15 protein-coding genes and 1 pseudogene are annotated in these 14418 nt (G+C 63.1%); 7 read left to right on the forward strand and 9 right to left on the reverse strand.

Features of this window, described 5'->3' with window-relative positions; translation table 11 throughout:
* Positions 1-42: 42 nt before the first annotated feature.
* Positions 43-921, forward strand: a complete 879-nt coding sequence (locus V8192_RS13310) for a phytanoyl-CoA dioxygenase family protein (protein WP_341633588.1) — start codon at positions 43-45, stop codon at positions 919-921.
* On the opposite strand, the gene V8192_RS13315 is transcribed toward V8192_RS13310, so the two are convergent.
* Complete coding sequence (locus tag V8192_RS13315) at positions 918-1919, reverse strand: LysR family transcriptional regulator (RefSeq protein ID WP_341633589.1); 1002 nt, start codon at positions 1917-1919, stop codon at positions 918-920. The two genes, V8192_RS13310 and V8192_RS13315, sit on opposite strands and share 4 nt — an antisense overlap.
* Before the next feature lie 54 nt (positions 1920-1973).
* Here V8192_RS13315 and V8192_RS13320 point away from each other — a divergent pair, with 54 nt between their 5' ends.
* The 3 genes and pseudogenes from V8192_RS13320 to alr all read left to right on the forward strand — a co-directional run.
* On the forward strand, positions 1974-2306 hold the full coding sequence (locus V8192_RS13320; RefSeq protein ID WP_341633590.1) for a UrcA family protein: 333 nt from the start codon (positions 1974-1976) through the stop codon (positions 2304-2306).
* A 50-nt stretch (positions 2307-2356) separates the two neighbouring features.
* Positions 2357-2740: a GFA family protein gene (locus V8192_RS13325; protein WP_341633591.1), complete on the forward strand. Its 384-nt coding sequence runs from the start codon at positions 2357-2359 to the stop codon at positions 2738-2740.
* Positions 2741-2750: 10 nt separating this feature from the next.
* A pseudogene (gene alr / locus V8192_RS13330) lies at positions 2751-3773 on the forward strand (alanine racemase); the annotation flags it as partial.
* On the opposite strand, the gene nth reads toward alr, so the two are convergent.
* Genes nth through V8192_RS13355 form a run of 5 tightly spaced genes read right to left on the reverse strand, consistent with a single transcriptional unit; the run spans position 3658 to position 8292 of the window.
* Positions 3658-4425, reverse strand: coding sequence for an endonuclease III (gene nth / locus V8192_RS13335; RefSeq protein WP_341633592.1), 768 nt, complete (start codon positions 4423-4425; stop codon positions 3658-3660). The pseudogene alr and the gene nth overlap by 116 nt on opposite strands.
* Complete coding sequence (locus V8192_RS13340; RefSeq protein ID WP_341633826.1) at positions 4422-5486, reverse strand: pyridoxal phosphate-dependent aminotransferase; 1065 nt, start codon at positions 5484-5486, stop codon at positions 4422-4424. Before V8192_RS13340 ends, nth begins: the two co-directional genes overlap by 4 nt.
* A gap of 5 nt (positions 5487-5491) precedes the next feature.
* Complete coding sequence (locus tag V8192_RS13345; RefSeq protein WP_341633593.1) at positions 5492-6820, reverse strand: APC family permease; 1329 nt, start codon at positions 6818-6820, stop codon at positions 5492-5494.
* Complete coding sequence (gene dapB / locus V8192_RS13350; RefSeq protein WP_341633594.1) at positions 6817-7536, reverse strand: 4-hydroxy-tetrahydrodipicolinate reductase; 720 nt, start codon at positions 7534-7536, stop codon at positions 6817-6819. Before dapB ends, V8192_RS13345 begins: the two co-directional genes overlap by 4 nt.
* Positions 7537-7545: 9 nt before the next feature.
* Positions 7546-8292 carry a DUF72 domain-containing protein gene (locus V8192_RS13355; RefSeq protein ID WP_341633595.1) on the reverse strand — a complete coding sequence of 249 codons (747 nt, stop codon included), beginning with the start codon at positions 8290-8292 and terminating at the stop codon, positions 7546-7548.
* Between the two features lie 25 nt (positions 8293-8317).
* Here V8192_RS13355 and V8192_RS13360 point away from each other — a divergent pair, with 25 nt between their 5' ends.
* Positions 8318-9043 (forward strand): NAD-dependent deacylase, encoded by a 726-nt coding sequence (locus tag V8192_RS13360; protein ID WP_341633596.1) that lies wholly within the window; start codon positions 8318-8320, stop codon positions 9041-9043.
* Here V8192_RS13360 and era read toward each other — a convergent pair.
* From era to lepB, 3 genes are read right to left on the reverse strand one after another with little or no spacing between them, the layout of a single operon-like run.
* Positions 9010-9912, reverse strand: coding sequence for a GTPase Era (era, locus tag V8192_RS13365; protein WP_341633597.1), 903 nt, complete (start codon positions 9910-9912; stop codon positions 9010-9012). The genes V8192_RS13360 and era overlap by 34 nt on opposite strands.
* Complete coding sequence (gene rnc, locus V8192_RS13370; protein ID WP_341633598.1) at positions 9909-10574, reverse strand: ribonuclease III; 666 nt, start codon at positions 10572-10574, stop codon at positions 9909-9911. Before rnc ends, era begins: the two co-directional genes overlap by 4 nt.
* On the reverse strand, positions 10571-11431 hold the full coding sequence (gene lepB, locus V8192_RS13375) for a signal peptidase I (RefSeq protein WP_341633599.1): 861 nt from the start codon (positions 11429-11431) through the stop codon (positions 10571-10573). The genes rnc and lepB overlap by 4 nt, the downstream gene beginning before the upstream one ends.
* A 78-nt stretch (positions 11432-11509) precedes the next feature.
* Here lepB and pgi point away from each other — a divergent pair, with 78 nt between their 5' ends.
* Positions 11510-12985: a glucose-6-phosphate isomerase gene (pgi, locus tag V8192_RS13380; protein ID WP_341633600.1), complete on the forward strand. Its 1476-nt coding sequence runs from the start codon at positions 11510-11512 to the stop codon at positions 12983-12985.
* Positions 12986-13075: 90 nt separating this feature from the next.
* Positions 13076-14416 carry a glutathione-disulfide reductase gene (gorA, locus tag V8192_RS13385; protein WP_341633601.1) on the forward strand — a complete coding sequence of 447 codons (1341 nt, stop codon included), beginning with the start codon at positions 13076-13078 and terminating at the stop codon, positions 14414-14416.
* Positions 14417-14418: the final 2 nt, after the last annotated feature.

Consider the following 14418-nt stretch of genomic DNA (forward strand, 5'->3'; position numbering starts at 1 on the left):
AATAAGTTGATGTATCCTCCCCGATGGGCGGGGAGGAACGAAATGGCTTCTAGGCAGCCGCTGCGCACCGAAATTCCGGCTTATGCAGGTGCCGACCTCGCGCATTATTGGCGCGAGGGTTACGCGATCGTTCGGAGGTTCTTCGAGCCTTGGGAAATCGCCCGGATTTCCGATGCGCTCGACCAGCTTCATGAAGAAGGGGTCCGCCACGGCCGCAGCTTCCGCCACGGGAATCTCTTTTACAACGTCGCCCGCGAAGCGAATGACGGCGAACCCCTTGTCCGGATGGTGCAATGGCCGTCCTATCACCAGCCGCTCCTCAATTCCGTGCGGCTCGACCCTCGTTTCGCAGAATTGCTCGACGCTCTCCTCGGCGAGGACCTGAAGCAGATCATCAACCAGGTTCACTGGAAGGTGAGGGGCTTGCTTGGCGACTTCGCCTGGCACCAGGACAGCCGCTCCCGACGGCCGGAATCTGCCTATCGTAGCCTTGGCACGGCCTACGTGCAGACAGGGCTTGCCATCGACCCGCATACGCGCCGTTCGGGATGCATGCGGATCATTCCGCGAAGTCACTTACGCGGCGATCTCAACATGGACGCTTCGAGGAAAGCCTTGGGGACAGAGATGACCGACGCTGCCCTGGAGAAGATCGGGCTATCGGCCGCCGACGCGATCGACCTTACCCTTGAGCCCGGCGATCTTGCGTTGTGGAGTCCGTACCTCGTTCATGGATCGGGCAAGAACAGTTCCACGCACAAACGCAGGCTCTACATAAACGGATACGTCCGGGCGGCCGATTGCGATCGCGGTGAATGGGCATTTCGTGCAGGCCGGCCCGTGCCTCTCGGGGCCAGGCCCGCCTTCGTCCACTTTGAAGATCTCTATCGGCGGCCTGAGCCCCATTATCCGATCGACTAGGCCGCGGCCCGCTTCTCCTCGAGCTGGCGGACCAGTCCGGCGAGGCGTTCGTAGAGGAAGTCGATGACCGCCCTAACGCGAGGAACATGCCTGCAGCGTTCGTGCGTGAACAACCAGAGGACCCGCTCATGCTTGGTTCGAGGTGGCACGCAGCGAATGAGATCGGGATCAGCATCACCAACGAGGCAGGGAAGGACTGCGATGCCGAAGCCGGAGCGGACGCCCGAGAGCAGCCCGCCGGAAGTCGCATGTTGCATCGCCACCTGGCCCTCGAGGCCAAGTTCCTTCAGCCACGCTTCGTAGTAGAGCCAGAGACGGCCGCCGCCGCCGCCGATGAAGGGGTGGTTCTTGAGCTCGGCAACAGTTGCTGGAACACCGTGCCTGCTCGCGTAGTCGCGGCTGCAGTAGAGGGTCCAATCGTCGACGCCCAATTGACGACCGACCAAGCCGGCGGGCTGATCCCGGCCGTTGACGCTTCGGAGCGAGATGTCCGCTTCACCTGCGCCGAGATCCCGCACGGACTGGCTCGTATCGAGGTCGATGAGAATGTCCGGGTAGCGTTCATGAAGGTCGCGCAGCACCGGTGCCAGAAGGGTGATTGCGTAGACCTCTTCAGTCGTCAATTTGACGGTACCGCTGAAGGTGCGCGATTGCGCAGCGGCGGCGTCCGTGAAGCTCGCCGCTGCACTTTCGACCGCTTCTGCCCGCACAAGCAAATCCTGTCCCACCGGGGTCAGCGAATAGCCCGACTGCCTCTTTTCAAAGAGGGCGACGCCGGCCTCCTGTTCAAGCACCGCGATTCGCCGCGCGACCGTCGTCTGGCTGACGCGGAGCGAGCGACCAGCCGACAAAGTGCTTCCTTCGCGGGCGACGGCAAGGAAATAGCGAAGGTCGTTCCAGTCGAGCATCGTCGAGGGCCTCGTTGCTGTTTCTAGCGGGAAGGTTCGCGCCGATCGTTCTGCAATTTTGCAGAACCATAGCACGAACTCGTTGCTCACGTAAGTTGCGATTAAGGACTAAATGGCTGGTCGCATTCCAACAGGAGGCGACCGATGAAACAGACCTTGAAAATCATCGCCATCTCGGCGCTCGTAACTGCAGCGGCCATCAAGGCGGTTCCAGCTTTTTCCCAGCCTCTGGCGGCGCAGAACGTCAGCGTCGTCAGGACTGCCGATCTCGATCTCTCGACGGCTCGTGGCCGCGCCGAGCTTGATCATCGGCTGGTCACTGCAGCCCGCGAGGCGTGCGGGTCTGCAGCCGACATCGACCTTTCCGGCCAGAATCAGGTACGTGCGTGCCGGGTAGACGTTCTTGGAAAGGCGCGGGCCGAGAGCCGCGATCTTGCGAGCCGAGGCGGGTCCGTCTCGGTCGCTGCAGCGCAGTGACCTAGGCCCTCCTTCTTGCCTGCGCTCTCGAGCGTCCGTAGCGAGCGCATATGAAGATTGAGGGCGGATGCCATTGTCGGTCGGTGCGGTTCGAGGTGGATTTGCCCGATCCTCCCGTGCCCGCGCTCGACTGCAATTGCTCCGTCTGCCGGATGACCGGTTTCATCCACGTGATGGTGCCGCACGAACGGTTCAGCTTGCTTAGCGGACACGATGCGCTTTCGAGTTACCGCTTCGGCACGGGGAGCGCCGAGCACCTGTTCTGCCGGCATTGCGGCGTTAAGAGCTTTTACCAGCCGCGCTCCCATCCCGAAGCTTGGAGCATCAATGCCAATTGTCTCGACGAGCCTCCCGAGCTCTCGATCGAGCTTTTCGACGGACGGAACTGGGAAGCGGCCAAGGCGAGCCTCGACGCGCAGGACCAGCGCCACTAGGGCGGCGGCCATGCACCGTCCGCTACGTCTCACCATCGACAGCTCCGCGGTTCAGTCGAACTGGCGCTGGCTAGCCGACTACGCTGGAGTGCCCGCCGGCGCTGCCGTGAAGGCGGACGGCTACGGACTTGGCGCACGTCAGGTGACGCAGGCGCTGATCGCTGCCGGTTGCCGCGACTTTTTCGTTTCGAGCTGGCCCGAGGCAGAGGCGCTTGGAGATCTGGCCAAGGCCGTCCACCTGGTCGTGCTTCACGGCGTTGGACCGGCGGACGTCGCTGCTGCGCAGGAACTGCAGGCCCGGCCATGCCTCAATTCCGCCGAGCAGGTGGAGCGGTGGAAGACCATCGCGCCGGGCCGTCCGTGCGACGTCATGATCGATACCGGCATGAACCGGCTTGGCCTGCGGCCGACCGAAATCTCCGCCCTTGAAGGGTTGGCGATCGACACGCTTCACAGCCATCTGGCGTGTGCGGACGAGCACACGCCGATGAACGCGATGCAGCTCGAGCGTTTTCGGGCCGTGATGTCCGCTGTTCCAGCGAGGCGTTATGCATTGGCCAATTCGGCCGGAATCGGCCTCGGGAGGGACTATAGCCTCGACCTCGTTCGGCCCGGCATCTCGCTCTACGGCGGTGTCCAGCGCTCCGAGTTCGAAGGCCAGATCCTGCAGGCTGCGCGGGTGGAGGCGCAGGTCGTCCAGCGCCGCCTCATCCCCGAGGGCGAGACCTGTGGCTATGGAGGCACCTTCCTCGCGAAGAAGGATACCGAGGCGGCCATTCTCAATATTGGCTATGCGGACGGATATCTGCGCGGCTTCTCGTCTCACGGGTCAGCGTTCGCCGGCGAATTCTCCCTCCCGGTACTCGGACGGGTGTCGATGGACCTTGTCGCAGTGAACGTGGACGCGGCCCCGGGCCTTAGCGAGGGGGACTGGGTCGAGATCGACTACGATTTACCTTCGGCTTCGAGCCAGTCGGGACTTTCGCAATACGAGCTCCTGACGACACTCGGTTCGAGGTTCGACCGGCGCTGGACTTAGGTCGCTCTGCGGGCGGCAGCGTCTTGGGCTGGTAGCGGCACAGGTCCGTCACAGGGCATCGCCAGCATTCCGGTAAGCGCGCCTTGCAGGTGTAGCGGCCGTGGAGAATCAGCCAATGATGCGCATCGCGCCGGAACGGCTGAGGAACGATCCTTTCGAGCTTCGCTTCCACTTCCTCGACGGTTTTTCCCGGTGCAAGGCCGCTCCGGTTGCAGACGCGGAAGACATGGGTATCGACCGCGAAGGTCTCCTGCCCAAAGGCCGTGTTGAGCACGACATTGGCAGTCTTTCGGCCAACGCCGGGAAGCTCCTGCAGCTGTTCCCTAGTAGCCGGAACCTCACCGCCGTGATGTTCGATCAGTGCCTTGCTGAGCGCAATGACATTCTTGGCCTTGGTGTTGAACAGGCCGATCGTCTTGATCGCTTCTCGAAGGTCCTCTTCTCCAAGGTCGATCATCTGGTCGGGAGAGGAAATTCGCCCGAAGAGTGGCCTCGTAGCAATGTTGACCCCGGCGTCGGTCGCCTGCGCTGAAAGCACCACCGCGACAAGGAGCGTGTAGGGGTTGGTGAATTCAAGCTCCGTGGTGGGGGAGGGGTTTGCCTCCGCGAGCCTGCGAAAAAATTCGAAGACCTGGTCGCGCGTCACTTAAGGTCGTCCAGGGCGCGGCCAAGGCGGGAGAGCGCTTCTTCAAAATCATCAGGGTGAGGATAAAATCCGAGGCGGAAATGGTCCGGCATTTCGAACCAGCGGCCGGCGACTACCGAAGTGTCGTAATGCTGGCGCAGGTGATCATCGAGCCGTTGCGTATCGCCGCCGGACCAGGCCGGAAACGCGGTGATGCCGTGCTCCGCCGGCGCGCATTCAAGATCGTTCCTCGAAGCGAGGAAGTCGCTGAACGTGCGCCTGTTCCTCGCGAGCAACGAGGCATTGTCGCCGAGCACCTCGTCGATCCGGTCAAAAGCGATGCACGCAAGCCGCTCCGCCGGATGAGCCTGGTTCACTCCGAACAGGTCGTTGAGGCGCCACATCCGCTCGGCAAGTCCGGGTTCGGCGAGGATCCAGCCGCAGCGAAGCCCGCTGAGACCGTAGACCTTGGTTAGGCTGTTCGTCGTGACGAACTCGGGTCCAAGGTGGACTGCACTCGCGCGCGGGGGAACCGCAGCATCCAGATATACCTCGTCAACGAGCACGCGCGCGCCAACTGACGCGGCGAGCGTTCCCAAGGCGCGCAGGTCGCTTTCCTCTGCAAGCACGCTGCTTGGATTGTGAAGGTTGGTGATGACGATGAGGCGGGTCCTTGGGCTGAACGCCGCCTCGATTAGCGATGGATCGAGCCTGAATGCATCCGATGGCTTGCGTTCGAACCGCCTGATGCTTGCCCCAAGGAAGCCTGCTGCGCCGATCAGCGGCTCGTAGCCAGGGTATTCGATGAGGACCTCGTCGCCGGGCTCGATGAGGGCGGCGAGCGCGAGGAAGTTGGCCATCGAGGTCCCGTCTGCGGCGACGACCTGGTTGGTCGTCACTTTGTAGCGCTCGGCGATCCTTTCACGAAGGGGTGGATAACGGGGATGGCTCGCGCCATCGAGATCGAGGTCTGCAATGCTGATCGGAAAGCGATCGAGCCGGAAATGCACGACTTCGCTGCCGGTCAGGGGAAAGCGCACGGGCGCCTTGAACTTCGCCCAGTGCATGTATTCCGACTGCATCGGCCTCACGCTGCAGCCTTGCGATTCTTCCGCTGCCAGTAAAGGCAGGCCGGCACGCCGGCCGCAAGGATTGCATAGCCGATCAGGCTGTTGACGGGGTTGTTCGCGACCGTTGCAACGACCGTGACAAAACAGGCCGCGACGAACAATCCCGTGGTGAGGGGATGAAGAGGGGCGTTGAACGCAACGTGCTGGTCGGGGTCCCGGCGGCGGAACACGAACAGCGCAAGACCGGTCAGGCCGAAGAAGATGAAATCCACGGACACGACGTAGCTCAAGATCTGGCCGAAGGTACCGGACAGGGCAATCACGCCGGCAGCGAACCCCTGGAGGACGATAGCAACGACCGGAACACGCGTTGTTGCACTCACCTCGGCGACGCGGCGGAAGAAAAGCCCGTCCTCGGCCATTGCAAAATAGACGCGCGGCGCCGTCAGCATGCCCTGGCTAAGAAAGCCAAGGGCCGAGATCGCAATTCCAAGAGCGATGAAGGTCGCGCCCCTTTCGCCGACGGCGAGACGCATCACGTCCGTCGCGGGAGTCTTGGAATTGGCAAGTCCGCCGGGACCAAGCGCATGCACACAGACGAATGCGACCGCGGTGTACAGCAGCACGACACCCATGACGCCAAGGAGCAGGCCGCGCGCGAGATCGCGCCGAGGATCGCGCATTTCCCCGGCAACGAAGCTCGCCGTCTGCCACCCGCCGTAGGAGAACATGACCGGAGTCATTGCCGCACCGATCGCAGCAAGGGTCGATATTGATCCCGAAATCGCCCGTTGTGGCTGCGCAGTTCCCGCCGGCGCAAACGCGAGGCCGACGACCACCAGCACTGCAATTGCGAGGATCTTGAGCACCATCAGCGCACTCTGGACATTGCTTCCCGACCGAACACCCAGGCAATTGATGAGGGTCAGAAGGGCAAGGACGCCAACCGCAACTGCACTGTCGGGAAGTCCCAGCTGTACGACGTTTCCAAGGTATCTCGCGAACGTGATCGCGACTGCAGCCATTCCGCCGGACTGGATGACGAGCAGCAGTGCCCAGCCGTAGAGGAAAGCAGGCATCGGCCCGTAGGCGTCCCTCAGATAGGCATATTGGCCGCCGACTTCGGGCCGGCGAGCGGCAAGCTCGGCGTAGACGAAGGATGCGGCGAGCGCGATCATTCCGCCGATCACCCAGACGCCCACAATCAGGAGCGGGCTGCCTACGTGCCGCGCCACCTCGGCCGGCGTCACGAAGATGCCCGAGCCGACGATGCCGCCCATGACCAGCATGGTGGCGTCAAACAGTCCGAGGCGGCGCGCGAGGCCTTTGGAACCGGGCGCGCTCACAGTGCTGAAATCACGTCCCGCATGGAGTAGAGGCCCGCGGGCCTTCCAACGAGAAAGCGCGCTGCAGCGAGTGCTCCGCGCGCGAAGATCATTCGGCTGTCGGCCCGGTGGCCGAGCTCTATCCGTTCGCCCTCCGTCGCGAGAATGACGACATGTTCGCCCGCGACCGATCCGCCCCGCAATGAGGCGTAGCCGATGGTTCCGGCCTCGCGCTCCTGTCCGTGGTTGCTCATCCGGTCGAACCGGCTGAGCTTCTCGAGGCTCGAACCTCGTCCCTTCGCCGCCGCCTGGCCCAGCATCAGAGCGGTCCCGGACGGCGCATCGACCTTGTGGCGATGGTGCATTTCGAGGATCTCGATGTCCCAATCGGGTCCGAGACGCGCGGTCGCCTGTTCGACGAGATCGCGAAGAAGATTGATGCCAATCGACGTATTTGGCGCCTGGATCACGCCAATCGTCCTTGCCGCCCTGACAATTGCCTCATGGTGACCCGGCCCAAGGCCCGTCGTTCCGACGAGGATAGGGATTGAGGCGGACAGCGCACGCTCCAAGCTGAGTTCCAGCGCATTGGGCGACGAGAAATCGACGAGGACATCGCCGCGATCCTGGTCGATACTGAAGCCGTCCGCTTCCGAGACGGCCTTGGTGATTGCTTTCCCCATGCGTCCGCCGGGCGCAAAGAGGCTGATGCGGATCGGCTGGTCGGCGGTGCGCATCCGCCGTTGTTAGCGAAGCTGTTCCTGCAGGGCCAGCGCTGCCGCTGGAGCGCGAATCTTGGCGCCGTTGATGAGAAAGATATAGGCGTCGCGGCCTTCCTTTTGCCAGGCGCGGGCCTTGGACGCAAAGGCCCCGAGCGCTGCCTCGTCATAGCCGGTCGCAATGTTCTCCCTCATGCGCTGCAGCCGTGCGTAGACGAAGTCGGCGGTATCGGCCTCGATGGTCGGATATTCGTCGGAATCTTCAAGGACGACCGCGACATTGCGCGCGCGGCAGAGCTCGAAGAATCTGTCGTCCCGAAAGCTCTCGTGACGCGGTTCTATCGCATGGCGGAGGGGCATTCCGTCGAGCTTCTCGGGAAGGAGGTCGATGAAGGCTGAAATGTCGTCCCGGTCGAACGACCGGCGCGCTGCAAATTGCCACAGGATTGGGCCCAGTTTGGGTCCGAGCGCCGCAAAGCCCTGAGCAAGGAAACCGGAGAGCCCTTCGCCTGCCTCGGCAAGCTTCGACCTCATCACGCAATAACGCGAACCCTTGACTGCGAACTGGAAGCCGGCAGGAGCAATTTTCTCCCATTTCTCCCAGCTCCTGGGACTTTGGCGGCCGTAGAATGTCGCGTTGATCTCGATCGCGGTCAGCGCGTTCGAGGCATATTCAAGCTCCTTCGCCTGAGGCAGCTTGTCGGGGTAGAAGACCCCGCGCCACGGCGGGTAAGTCCAGCCACCGACGCCGATGCGGATTTGGCCTTCGCTCATCGTACGACCGCTCTATGCTGAGGCCATGGCTGTTCGCAATATCGTGATACTGACTGGAGCGGGCGTTTCGGCCGAAAGTGGCCTTGCAACCTTCCGCGGGCCGGACGGCCTGTGGGAAGGGCACCGCGTGGAAGACGTCGCGACCCCCGAGGCTTTCCGCCGTGATCCGGCGCTGGTTCACAGCTTCTACGATGCGCGGCGGGCAAAGCTTGGGATGGTGAGGCCCAACTCGGCTCACGAGGCGCTCGCGCGCCTCGAGGCGCAATGGCCCGGCGACTTCCTGCTCGTGACCCAGAATGTCGACGACCTCCACGAACGTGCAGGCTCGAAGAGGCTCATCCACATGCACGGCGAGCTGGCGAGCGGCTGGTGCCTCGCGTGCGACCAGCGCTTTTCCTGGAGCGGCCCCATGGGAGAGCAGGCGTCTTGCCCGAGCTGCGGTGAAACGGGACTGGTGCGCCCCGACATCGTCTGGTTCGGCGAGATGCCCTACGCGATGGAGCGTATCGAGGATGCACTCCGAAGCTGCGACCTCTTCGTTTCCATCGGCACCTCGGGGGCGGTCTACCCGGCGGCAGGTTTCGTTCAGACCGCCCGTTATTGCGGAGCCAGCACGATCGAAATCAATCTCGAACCGAGCCTTGGCAGCCACATGTTCGACCAAAGCCGCATCGGAAAAGCGGGCGAGATCGTCCCCTCATGGGTGGAGGAAACAATTCAGTCGGCCCACTCCAGCCCTATTTCGCGGTAGAGGCTCCGGTCCTCGTCCCACCGCGGATTGACCTTTACGTGCAGGAACAAATGCACCGGGCGCCCGAGGTGCTCCGCTATCTCCGCGCGGGCGGCAGCGCCGATCTCCTTGAGCCGGCGTCCGCCTTTACCGATGACGATCGCCTTTTGGCTGTCGCGTTCCACCAGGATCTGCTGGCGAATGGCGGTGGAGCCATCGGGACGGTCTTCCCAGGTCTCCGTCTCGACTGCTGTCGCGTACGGCAGCTCTTGGTGCAGCTGGTTGACGATCTGCTCGCGGGTCAGCTCGGCTGCGACCATACGGTCGGTCGCGTCAGAGACCTCGTCCTCGGGATAGAGCCACACACCCTCCGGCATTGCTTGTGCGAGTGCGTGCCTCAGATCGGGAACCCCGTCGCCCTGGGCAGCGCTGATCATGAAAATCTTGGCCGGGCTCAATCTCGCCGACAGCCGCGCCGCGAGCGCGAGGAGGTCGCTCTTCTTGACGAGGTCGATCTTGTTCAGCGCCAGGAACAGCGGCTGCCTGCTGTCGCCGAGCGACTGCGCGATCGCCTCGACCTGCGCATTGAGGCTGCCGGACGCGTCGATGACGAACAAGACGAGGTCCGCGTCCTGCGCCCCGGTCCAGGCGGCCGCGACCATCGCCCGGTCGAGCCGCCGTCGCGGCTCGAAAATGCCGGGGGTGTCGACCAGCAGGATCTGGGCATGGTCGTGGATGGCAATCCCCATCAGCCGAGCGCGCGTCGTCTGCGCCTTCGGACTGACGATCGCGACCTTCTGGCCGACAAGAGCGTTGACGAGCGTCGACTTGCCGGCATTGGGCGCACCGATCACGGCGACGAACCCCGCGCGCGTCTGGAGGTCATTCATTGCAGCTGGGATAACAAAGAGGCAGCTGCGCTGGTTTCCGCCTCCTGCTTGCTCGCACCCTCGGCGGTCGCCTGTCCCAGCTTTGCGACCGAGACCCGCACCGTGAACTTTGGTGCATGGTGAGCGCCCGTTCGCGATACGACCTCGTACACTGGTGCCTTCACCCCCTTTGCCGCAGCAAGCTCCTGCAGTGCGGACTTGGGATGTTGCGGAGCGCGCCTCTGGCTCGCGAGGTCCGGCTCCCACAGATTGAGAATGAAGTCCTTTGCGGCGTCCATCCCGCCATCGAGGAAAAGGGCCCCGATCAGCGCTTCGACGACATCGCCAACAACGTTGCCGCTCTGGCTTGCGCCGTCCTCTCTTGCCTGCTTGCCGAGGCGAAGAAGCGTCGGAACGCCGATTTCCCGGCCGTTCTCGGCGCATGTCTCGCGGTCGACGAGACCGTTGAACCGCTTGGAAAGATTGCCCTCCGGTTCGTTCGGATATCGCTGATAGAGCGCTTCGGCGATCACCATTCCAAGAACGCGATCTCCAAGGAACTCCAGGCGCTCATAATTCGGGTTGCCGGCACTTGCGTGCGTGAACGCCAGTTCGAACAGGCGCAGATCCCCGGGTTCATGGCGAAGCTTGTCATGGACGAAGGCGCGGATGTCCTCGCTCATCGAGCGTCCCCCGTATAGCCGTTGCCGATCCGCTCGAACCGGGACGCCGAAAACCAGGTCCATGGCTTGAACCAGGAGGCGCTGCCGTCCGTCGACCAGAAGGTGAAAGCAGCGCGACCGATGAGGTTTTGCGCGGGAACCATGCCGACGCCGCCCTCGAACTGGGCAAAACGGCTGTCGAGGCTGTCATCGCGATTGTCCCCCATCAGGAAAACGTGATCCGGCGGCACTCGGGTTTCGGCAAACTCGTCTGCAGGCCCGTGATCCACTTGGTCGAGCACGGTGTAGGTTGGACCGCCAGGAAGCGTTTCTAGATAGGCCCTGTAGAGGCAGTAGGACTGCCTGCCCACTTGCGCCACGAACGGACTGGCCGGAGGGACCACCCGGCAAGGACTATTGGGGGCTACCGCGATCTGCGCGGGGGGCATGGGTTGGCGTGCGACGGGGCGGCCGTTGAGGAACAGCCGGCCATCGTGGACGGCGACGGTGTCTCCGGGCAGGCCGATCACCCGCTTGATGAGGTCGGCGTTTTCGGCCGGGTGGCGGAATACGACAACGTCTCCGCGGTGAGGCAGGCGTTCCAGGACCCGGCCCTCGAACGGCGGGAAGCCGAAGGGGAAACTGTAACGGGAATAGCCGTAGGGCCATTTGGCGACTGCGAGATAGTCGCCGATGTAGAGGGTCGGCAGCATCGAGCCCGACGGAATGTTGAAAGGCGCGCCGACGAAGGTTCGGAAAGCCCAGGCAACGAGCGCGACGATGAGGATGAAGCGCGCGAGCGAGCCAGCGCTCTCCTGCTCCCGATCTTTTTTGGGGGCCGCGCTCGAGGGATTGCGGCTTGTCGAACGCGCGGTCATCGGCCGCTTGTTTCCGGTGCGGCAGGATTGGTCAAGCTGGGGTGGCAAATGGCGGACCGCGCATTATGTGCGGCGACAATGAACCATCCTTCGATCCGCGGGCTCGAGGAGCTCTTCTCAATCGAGCCTGATCGGCTCGCTCGTCTCAGCTTTGAAGCGGCCGGGATCTATTTTGACTGGTCCAAGACCCATCTCGACCAGGAGCTCATCGGCAAATATCGGGCGCGCGCGAAGGAGTGCGGCTTCGAGGCACAGCGAAATGCATTGTTCGCCGGCGAGATCGTCAACCTGAGCGAGGGTCGTCCGGCGACCCATGTCGCGGAGCGCGGCAACGGTGCGCCCGAGGAAGTCGACCTTGCAGCAGCCCGCCGAAAGCGCATGCGCGCGCTTGTCGACGCGATCGAGGCGGGAGCCTTTGGTGATGTCACTGGCATCCTGCACATCGGGATTGGCGGCTCGGTGCTTGGACCTGCACTCCTCGTCGATGCACTCGGGCGCCGCTCTGCGGCCTTCAAGGTCCGTTTCTTGTCAAACATCGACGGCGCCGCCTTTGACGATGCAGTAAAACCCCTTGATCCGGCGACGACGCTGGTGGTCGTTGCTTCCAAGACCTTCACCACGCTCGAAACCATGAAGAACCTGGAGGCGGCGCGGGAGTGGCTCCGGGCGGCAGGTGTAGCGGACCCGGATGGCCGGCTAATCGCGGTCAGTGCCGATCCCGAGGCTGCCCTGGGCGAGGGTATCGACGAGACGCGCATCCTTCAGTTCGGGGAAGGGGTTGGCGGGCGCTATTCACTGTGGAGCTCCGTCGGGATCACTGCGGCGCTAGCACTTGGATGGGATGTTTTTGAAACCCTGCTTGAGGGCGCGGCAGAGATGGACCGTCACTTCCGCTTCACCGAAGCAGAGGCCAACGTCCCCTTGATCGCCGCCTTTGCCGACCGCCTCTATGCGGAGGAGCTGGGTTGCCAGACCCGGGCGCTCTTTGCGTATGACGAAAGATTGAGGCTGCTTCCCTCATACCTCCAGCAGCTCGAGATGGAGTCCAACGGAAAATCGGTGACGAAGGAGGGGTCGCCCGTGGCGCACCCGACGGCGCCTGTGACCTGGGGCGGAACGGGAACGGACGCTCAGCATGCCGTCTTTCAGCTCCTGCACCAGGGCACCGTGCTGGTGCCCGTCGAGTTCGTGGCGGTCCAGAAGGGCGAGGATGACCAGGACCCAGACCATCACCGCCTTCTCCTCCTCAATGCGTTCGCCCAAGGGGCAGCGCTCATGCAGGGGAGGCAGAGTGAGGATCCGCAACGTTCGTATCCGGGCAACCGTCCGAGCGTGACATTGCTCCTCGATCGGCTGGATGCACGCTCGCTCGGCGCGCTCGTCGCCTTTTACGAGCACCGGACCTTTGCCAATGCAGTACTTCTCGGCATCAATTCTTTTGACCAGTTCGGGGTCGAGCTCGGCAAGGATATGGCGCGAAAGCTCGCCGAAGGAGCAGATGACAAAAGCCTCGATGCCTCGACGCGGGCGCTGATCGAGCGGTCTGCGCTGTGATCGGAGCGGGATTACAGCGGACGGGACCCCATGTCTGGCTGCCGCTCTAAATGATCATCTTGGGGCGCTTACTCCCACTGGAGAACAGGAATGGCTGACTTCGACTTGTTCGTGATCGGCGCTGGCTCGGGCGGCGTCCGCGCCGCAAGGGTCTCGGCCGCTTATGGCGCACGCGTCGGCATCGCCGAGGAGCACAAGGTCGGCGGCACCTGCGTGATCCGGGGCTGCGTCCCGAAAAAACTTCTCGTCTACGGCGCGCACTTTGCCGAGGATCTTGATGACGCCGCGATGTTCGGGTGGGACGTTCCCCAGAAGCGCTTCGACTGGCCGGTGCTTCGCGACAACGTCCTTGCCGAGGTCGGTCGCCTCGAAGGCGCTTACACGGAGACTCTGACCAACCACGGCGTCACGATCTTCCACGAGCGAGCCGAGCTTGCCGGGAAAAATCTGATCAGGCTTTCGGGCGGGAAGGAAGTTACCGCAGACAAGATCCTGATCGCGACGGGTGCGACCCCGGCAATGCCGCAGGCTGAAGGCATTCAGCACGCCATCAGCTCGAACGAAGTCTTTCACCTCGGCGATCTGCCCCGGAGAATCGTCATCGCCGGTGGCGGCTATATCGCCAACGAATTTGCAGGGATCTTCCACCAGTTCGGAAGCCACGTGACGCTGGTGAACCGGACCGATACGATCCTGCGCCAGTACGACCAGCAGATCGTCGACCGGCTGATCCAGATCTCGCTTCGAAAAGGCATCGACTTCAAGTTTCACGCGACCATCGAGCGTATCGAGAAGGGAGATGATGGGACTCTCCACGTCGCAATGACGGGCTGCGACGATATCGAGGCCGAGGAGGTGCTGTTCGCCGTCGGCCGCAATCCGAACACGCGGGGGATGGGCCTTGAGGCAGCCGGCGTCGAAATGGGCGAAAGGGGCGAGATCAAAGTCGATGCGGACAATCGGACGAACGTGCCCTCCATTTTCGCGGTCGGCGACGTCACCGACCGGATCCAGCTGACGCCGGTTGCGATCCGCGAGGGCCAGGCCTTTGCGGATAGCTTCTTCGGCAACAAGCCGCACCGGGTCGATTATGATTGCGTGCCCTCAGCAGTGTTCAGCCATCCGCCGCTTGCGGGGGTCGGCATGACCGAGGGTGAAGCCAGGAACAAGCTTGGCCAGGTAAAGACGTTCACGTCCGATTTTCGTGCGATGAAGAACGTGCTTGCCGGCCGCAACGAGCGCTCGCTCTACAAGCTGGTGGTGGACGGCTCGACCGACCGCGTCGTCGGCATTCACATGATCGGACCGGACGCGCCCGAGATTCTCCAAGCCGCGGCGGTGGCGATCAAGGGTAAGCTCAAGAAGTCCGATTTCGATGCCACCATCGCGCTTCACCCGACGATGGCCGAAGAACTGGTGTTGATGCGTTGAAT

The sequence above is a fragment of the Sphingomonas agri genome, from assembly GCF_038148795.1.
GTDB lineage: Bacteria > Pseudomonadota > Alphaproteobacteria > Sphingomonadales > Sphingomonadaceae > Sphingomicrobium > Sphingomicrobium agri.

Coding starts and splice junctions, on each gene's coding strand:
- V8192_RS13325 (WP_341633591.1), top strand. CDS start 2,357: ATGAAGATTGAGGGCGGATGCCATTGTCGGTCGGTGCGGTTCGAGGTG.
- gorA (WP_341633601.1), top strand. CDS start 13,076: ATGGCTGACTTCGACTTGTTCGTGATCGGCGCTGGCTCGGGCGGCGTC.
- rnc (WP_341633598.1), bottom strand. CDS start 10,574: ATGAGCGAGGACATCCGCGCCTTCGTCCATGACAAGCTTCGCCATGAA.
- era (WP_341633597.1), bottom strand. CDS start 9,912: ATGAATGACCTCCAGACGCGCGCGGGGTTCGTCGCCGTGATCGGTGCG.
- pgi (WP_341633600.1), top strand. CDS start 11,510: ATGAACCATCCTTCGATCCGCGGGCTCGAGGAGCTCTTCTCAATCGAG.
- V8192_RS13360 (WP_341633596.1), top strand. CDS start 8,318: ATGGCTGTTCGCAATATCGTGATACTGACTGGAGCGGGCGTTTCGGCC.
- lepB (WP_341633599.1), bottom strand. CDS start 11,431: ATGACCGCGCGTTCGACAAGCCGCAATCCCTCGAGCGCGGCCCCCAAA.
- dapB (WP_341633594.1), bottom strand. CDS start 7,536: ATGCGCACCGCCGACCAGCCGATCCGCATCAGCCTCTTTGCGCCCGGC.
- V8192_RS13340 (WP_341633826.1), bottom strand. CDS start 5,486: ATGCAGTCGGAATACATGCACTGGGCGAAGTTCAAGGCGCCCGTGCGC.
- V8192_RS13355 (WP_341633595.1), bottom strand. CDS start 8,292: ATGAGCGAAGGCCAAATCCGCATCGGCGTCGGTGGCTGGACTTACCCG.
- V8192_RS13310 (WP_341633588.1), top strand. CDS start 43: ATGGCTTCTAGGCAGCCGCTGCGCACCGAAATTCCGGCTTATGCAGGT.
- V8192_RS13320 (WP_341633590.1), top strand. CDS start 1,974: ATGAAACAGACCTTGAAAATCATCGCCATCTCGGCGCTCGTAACTGCA.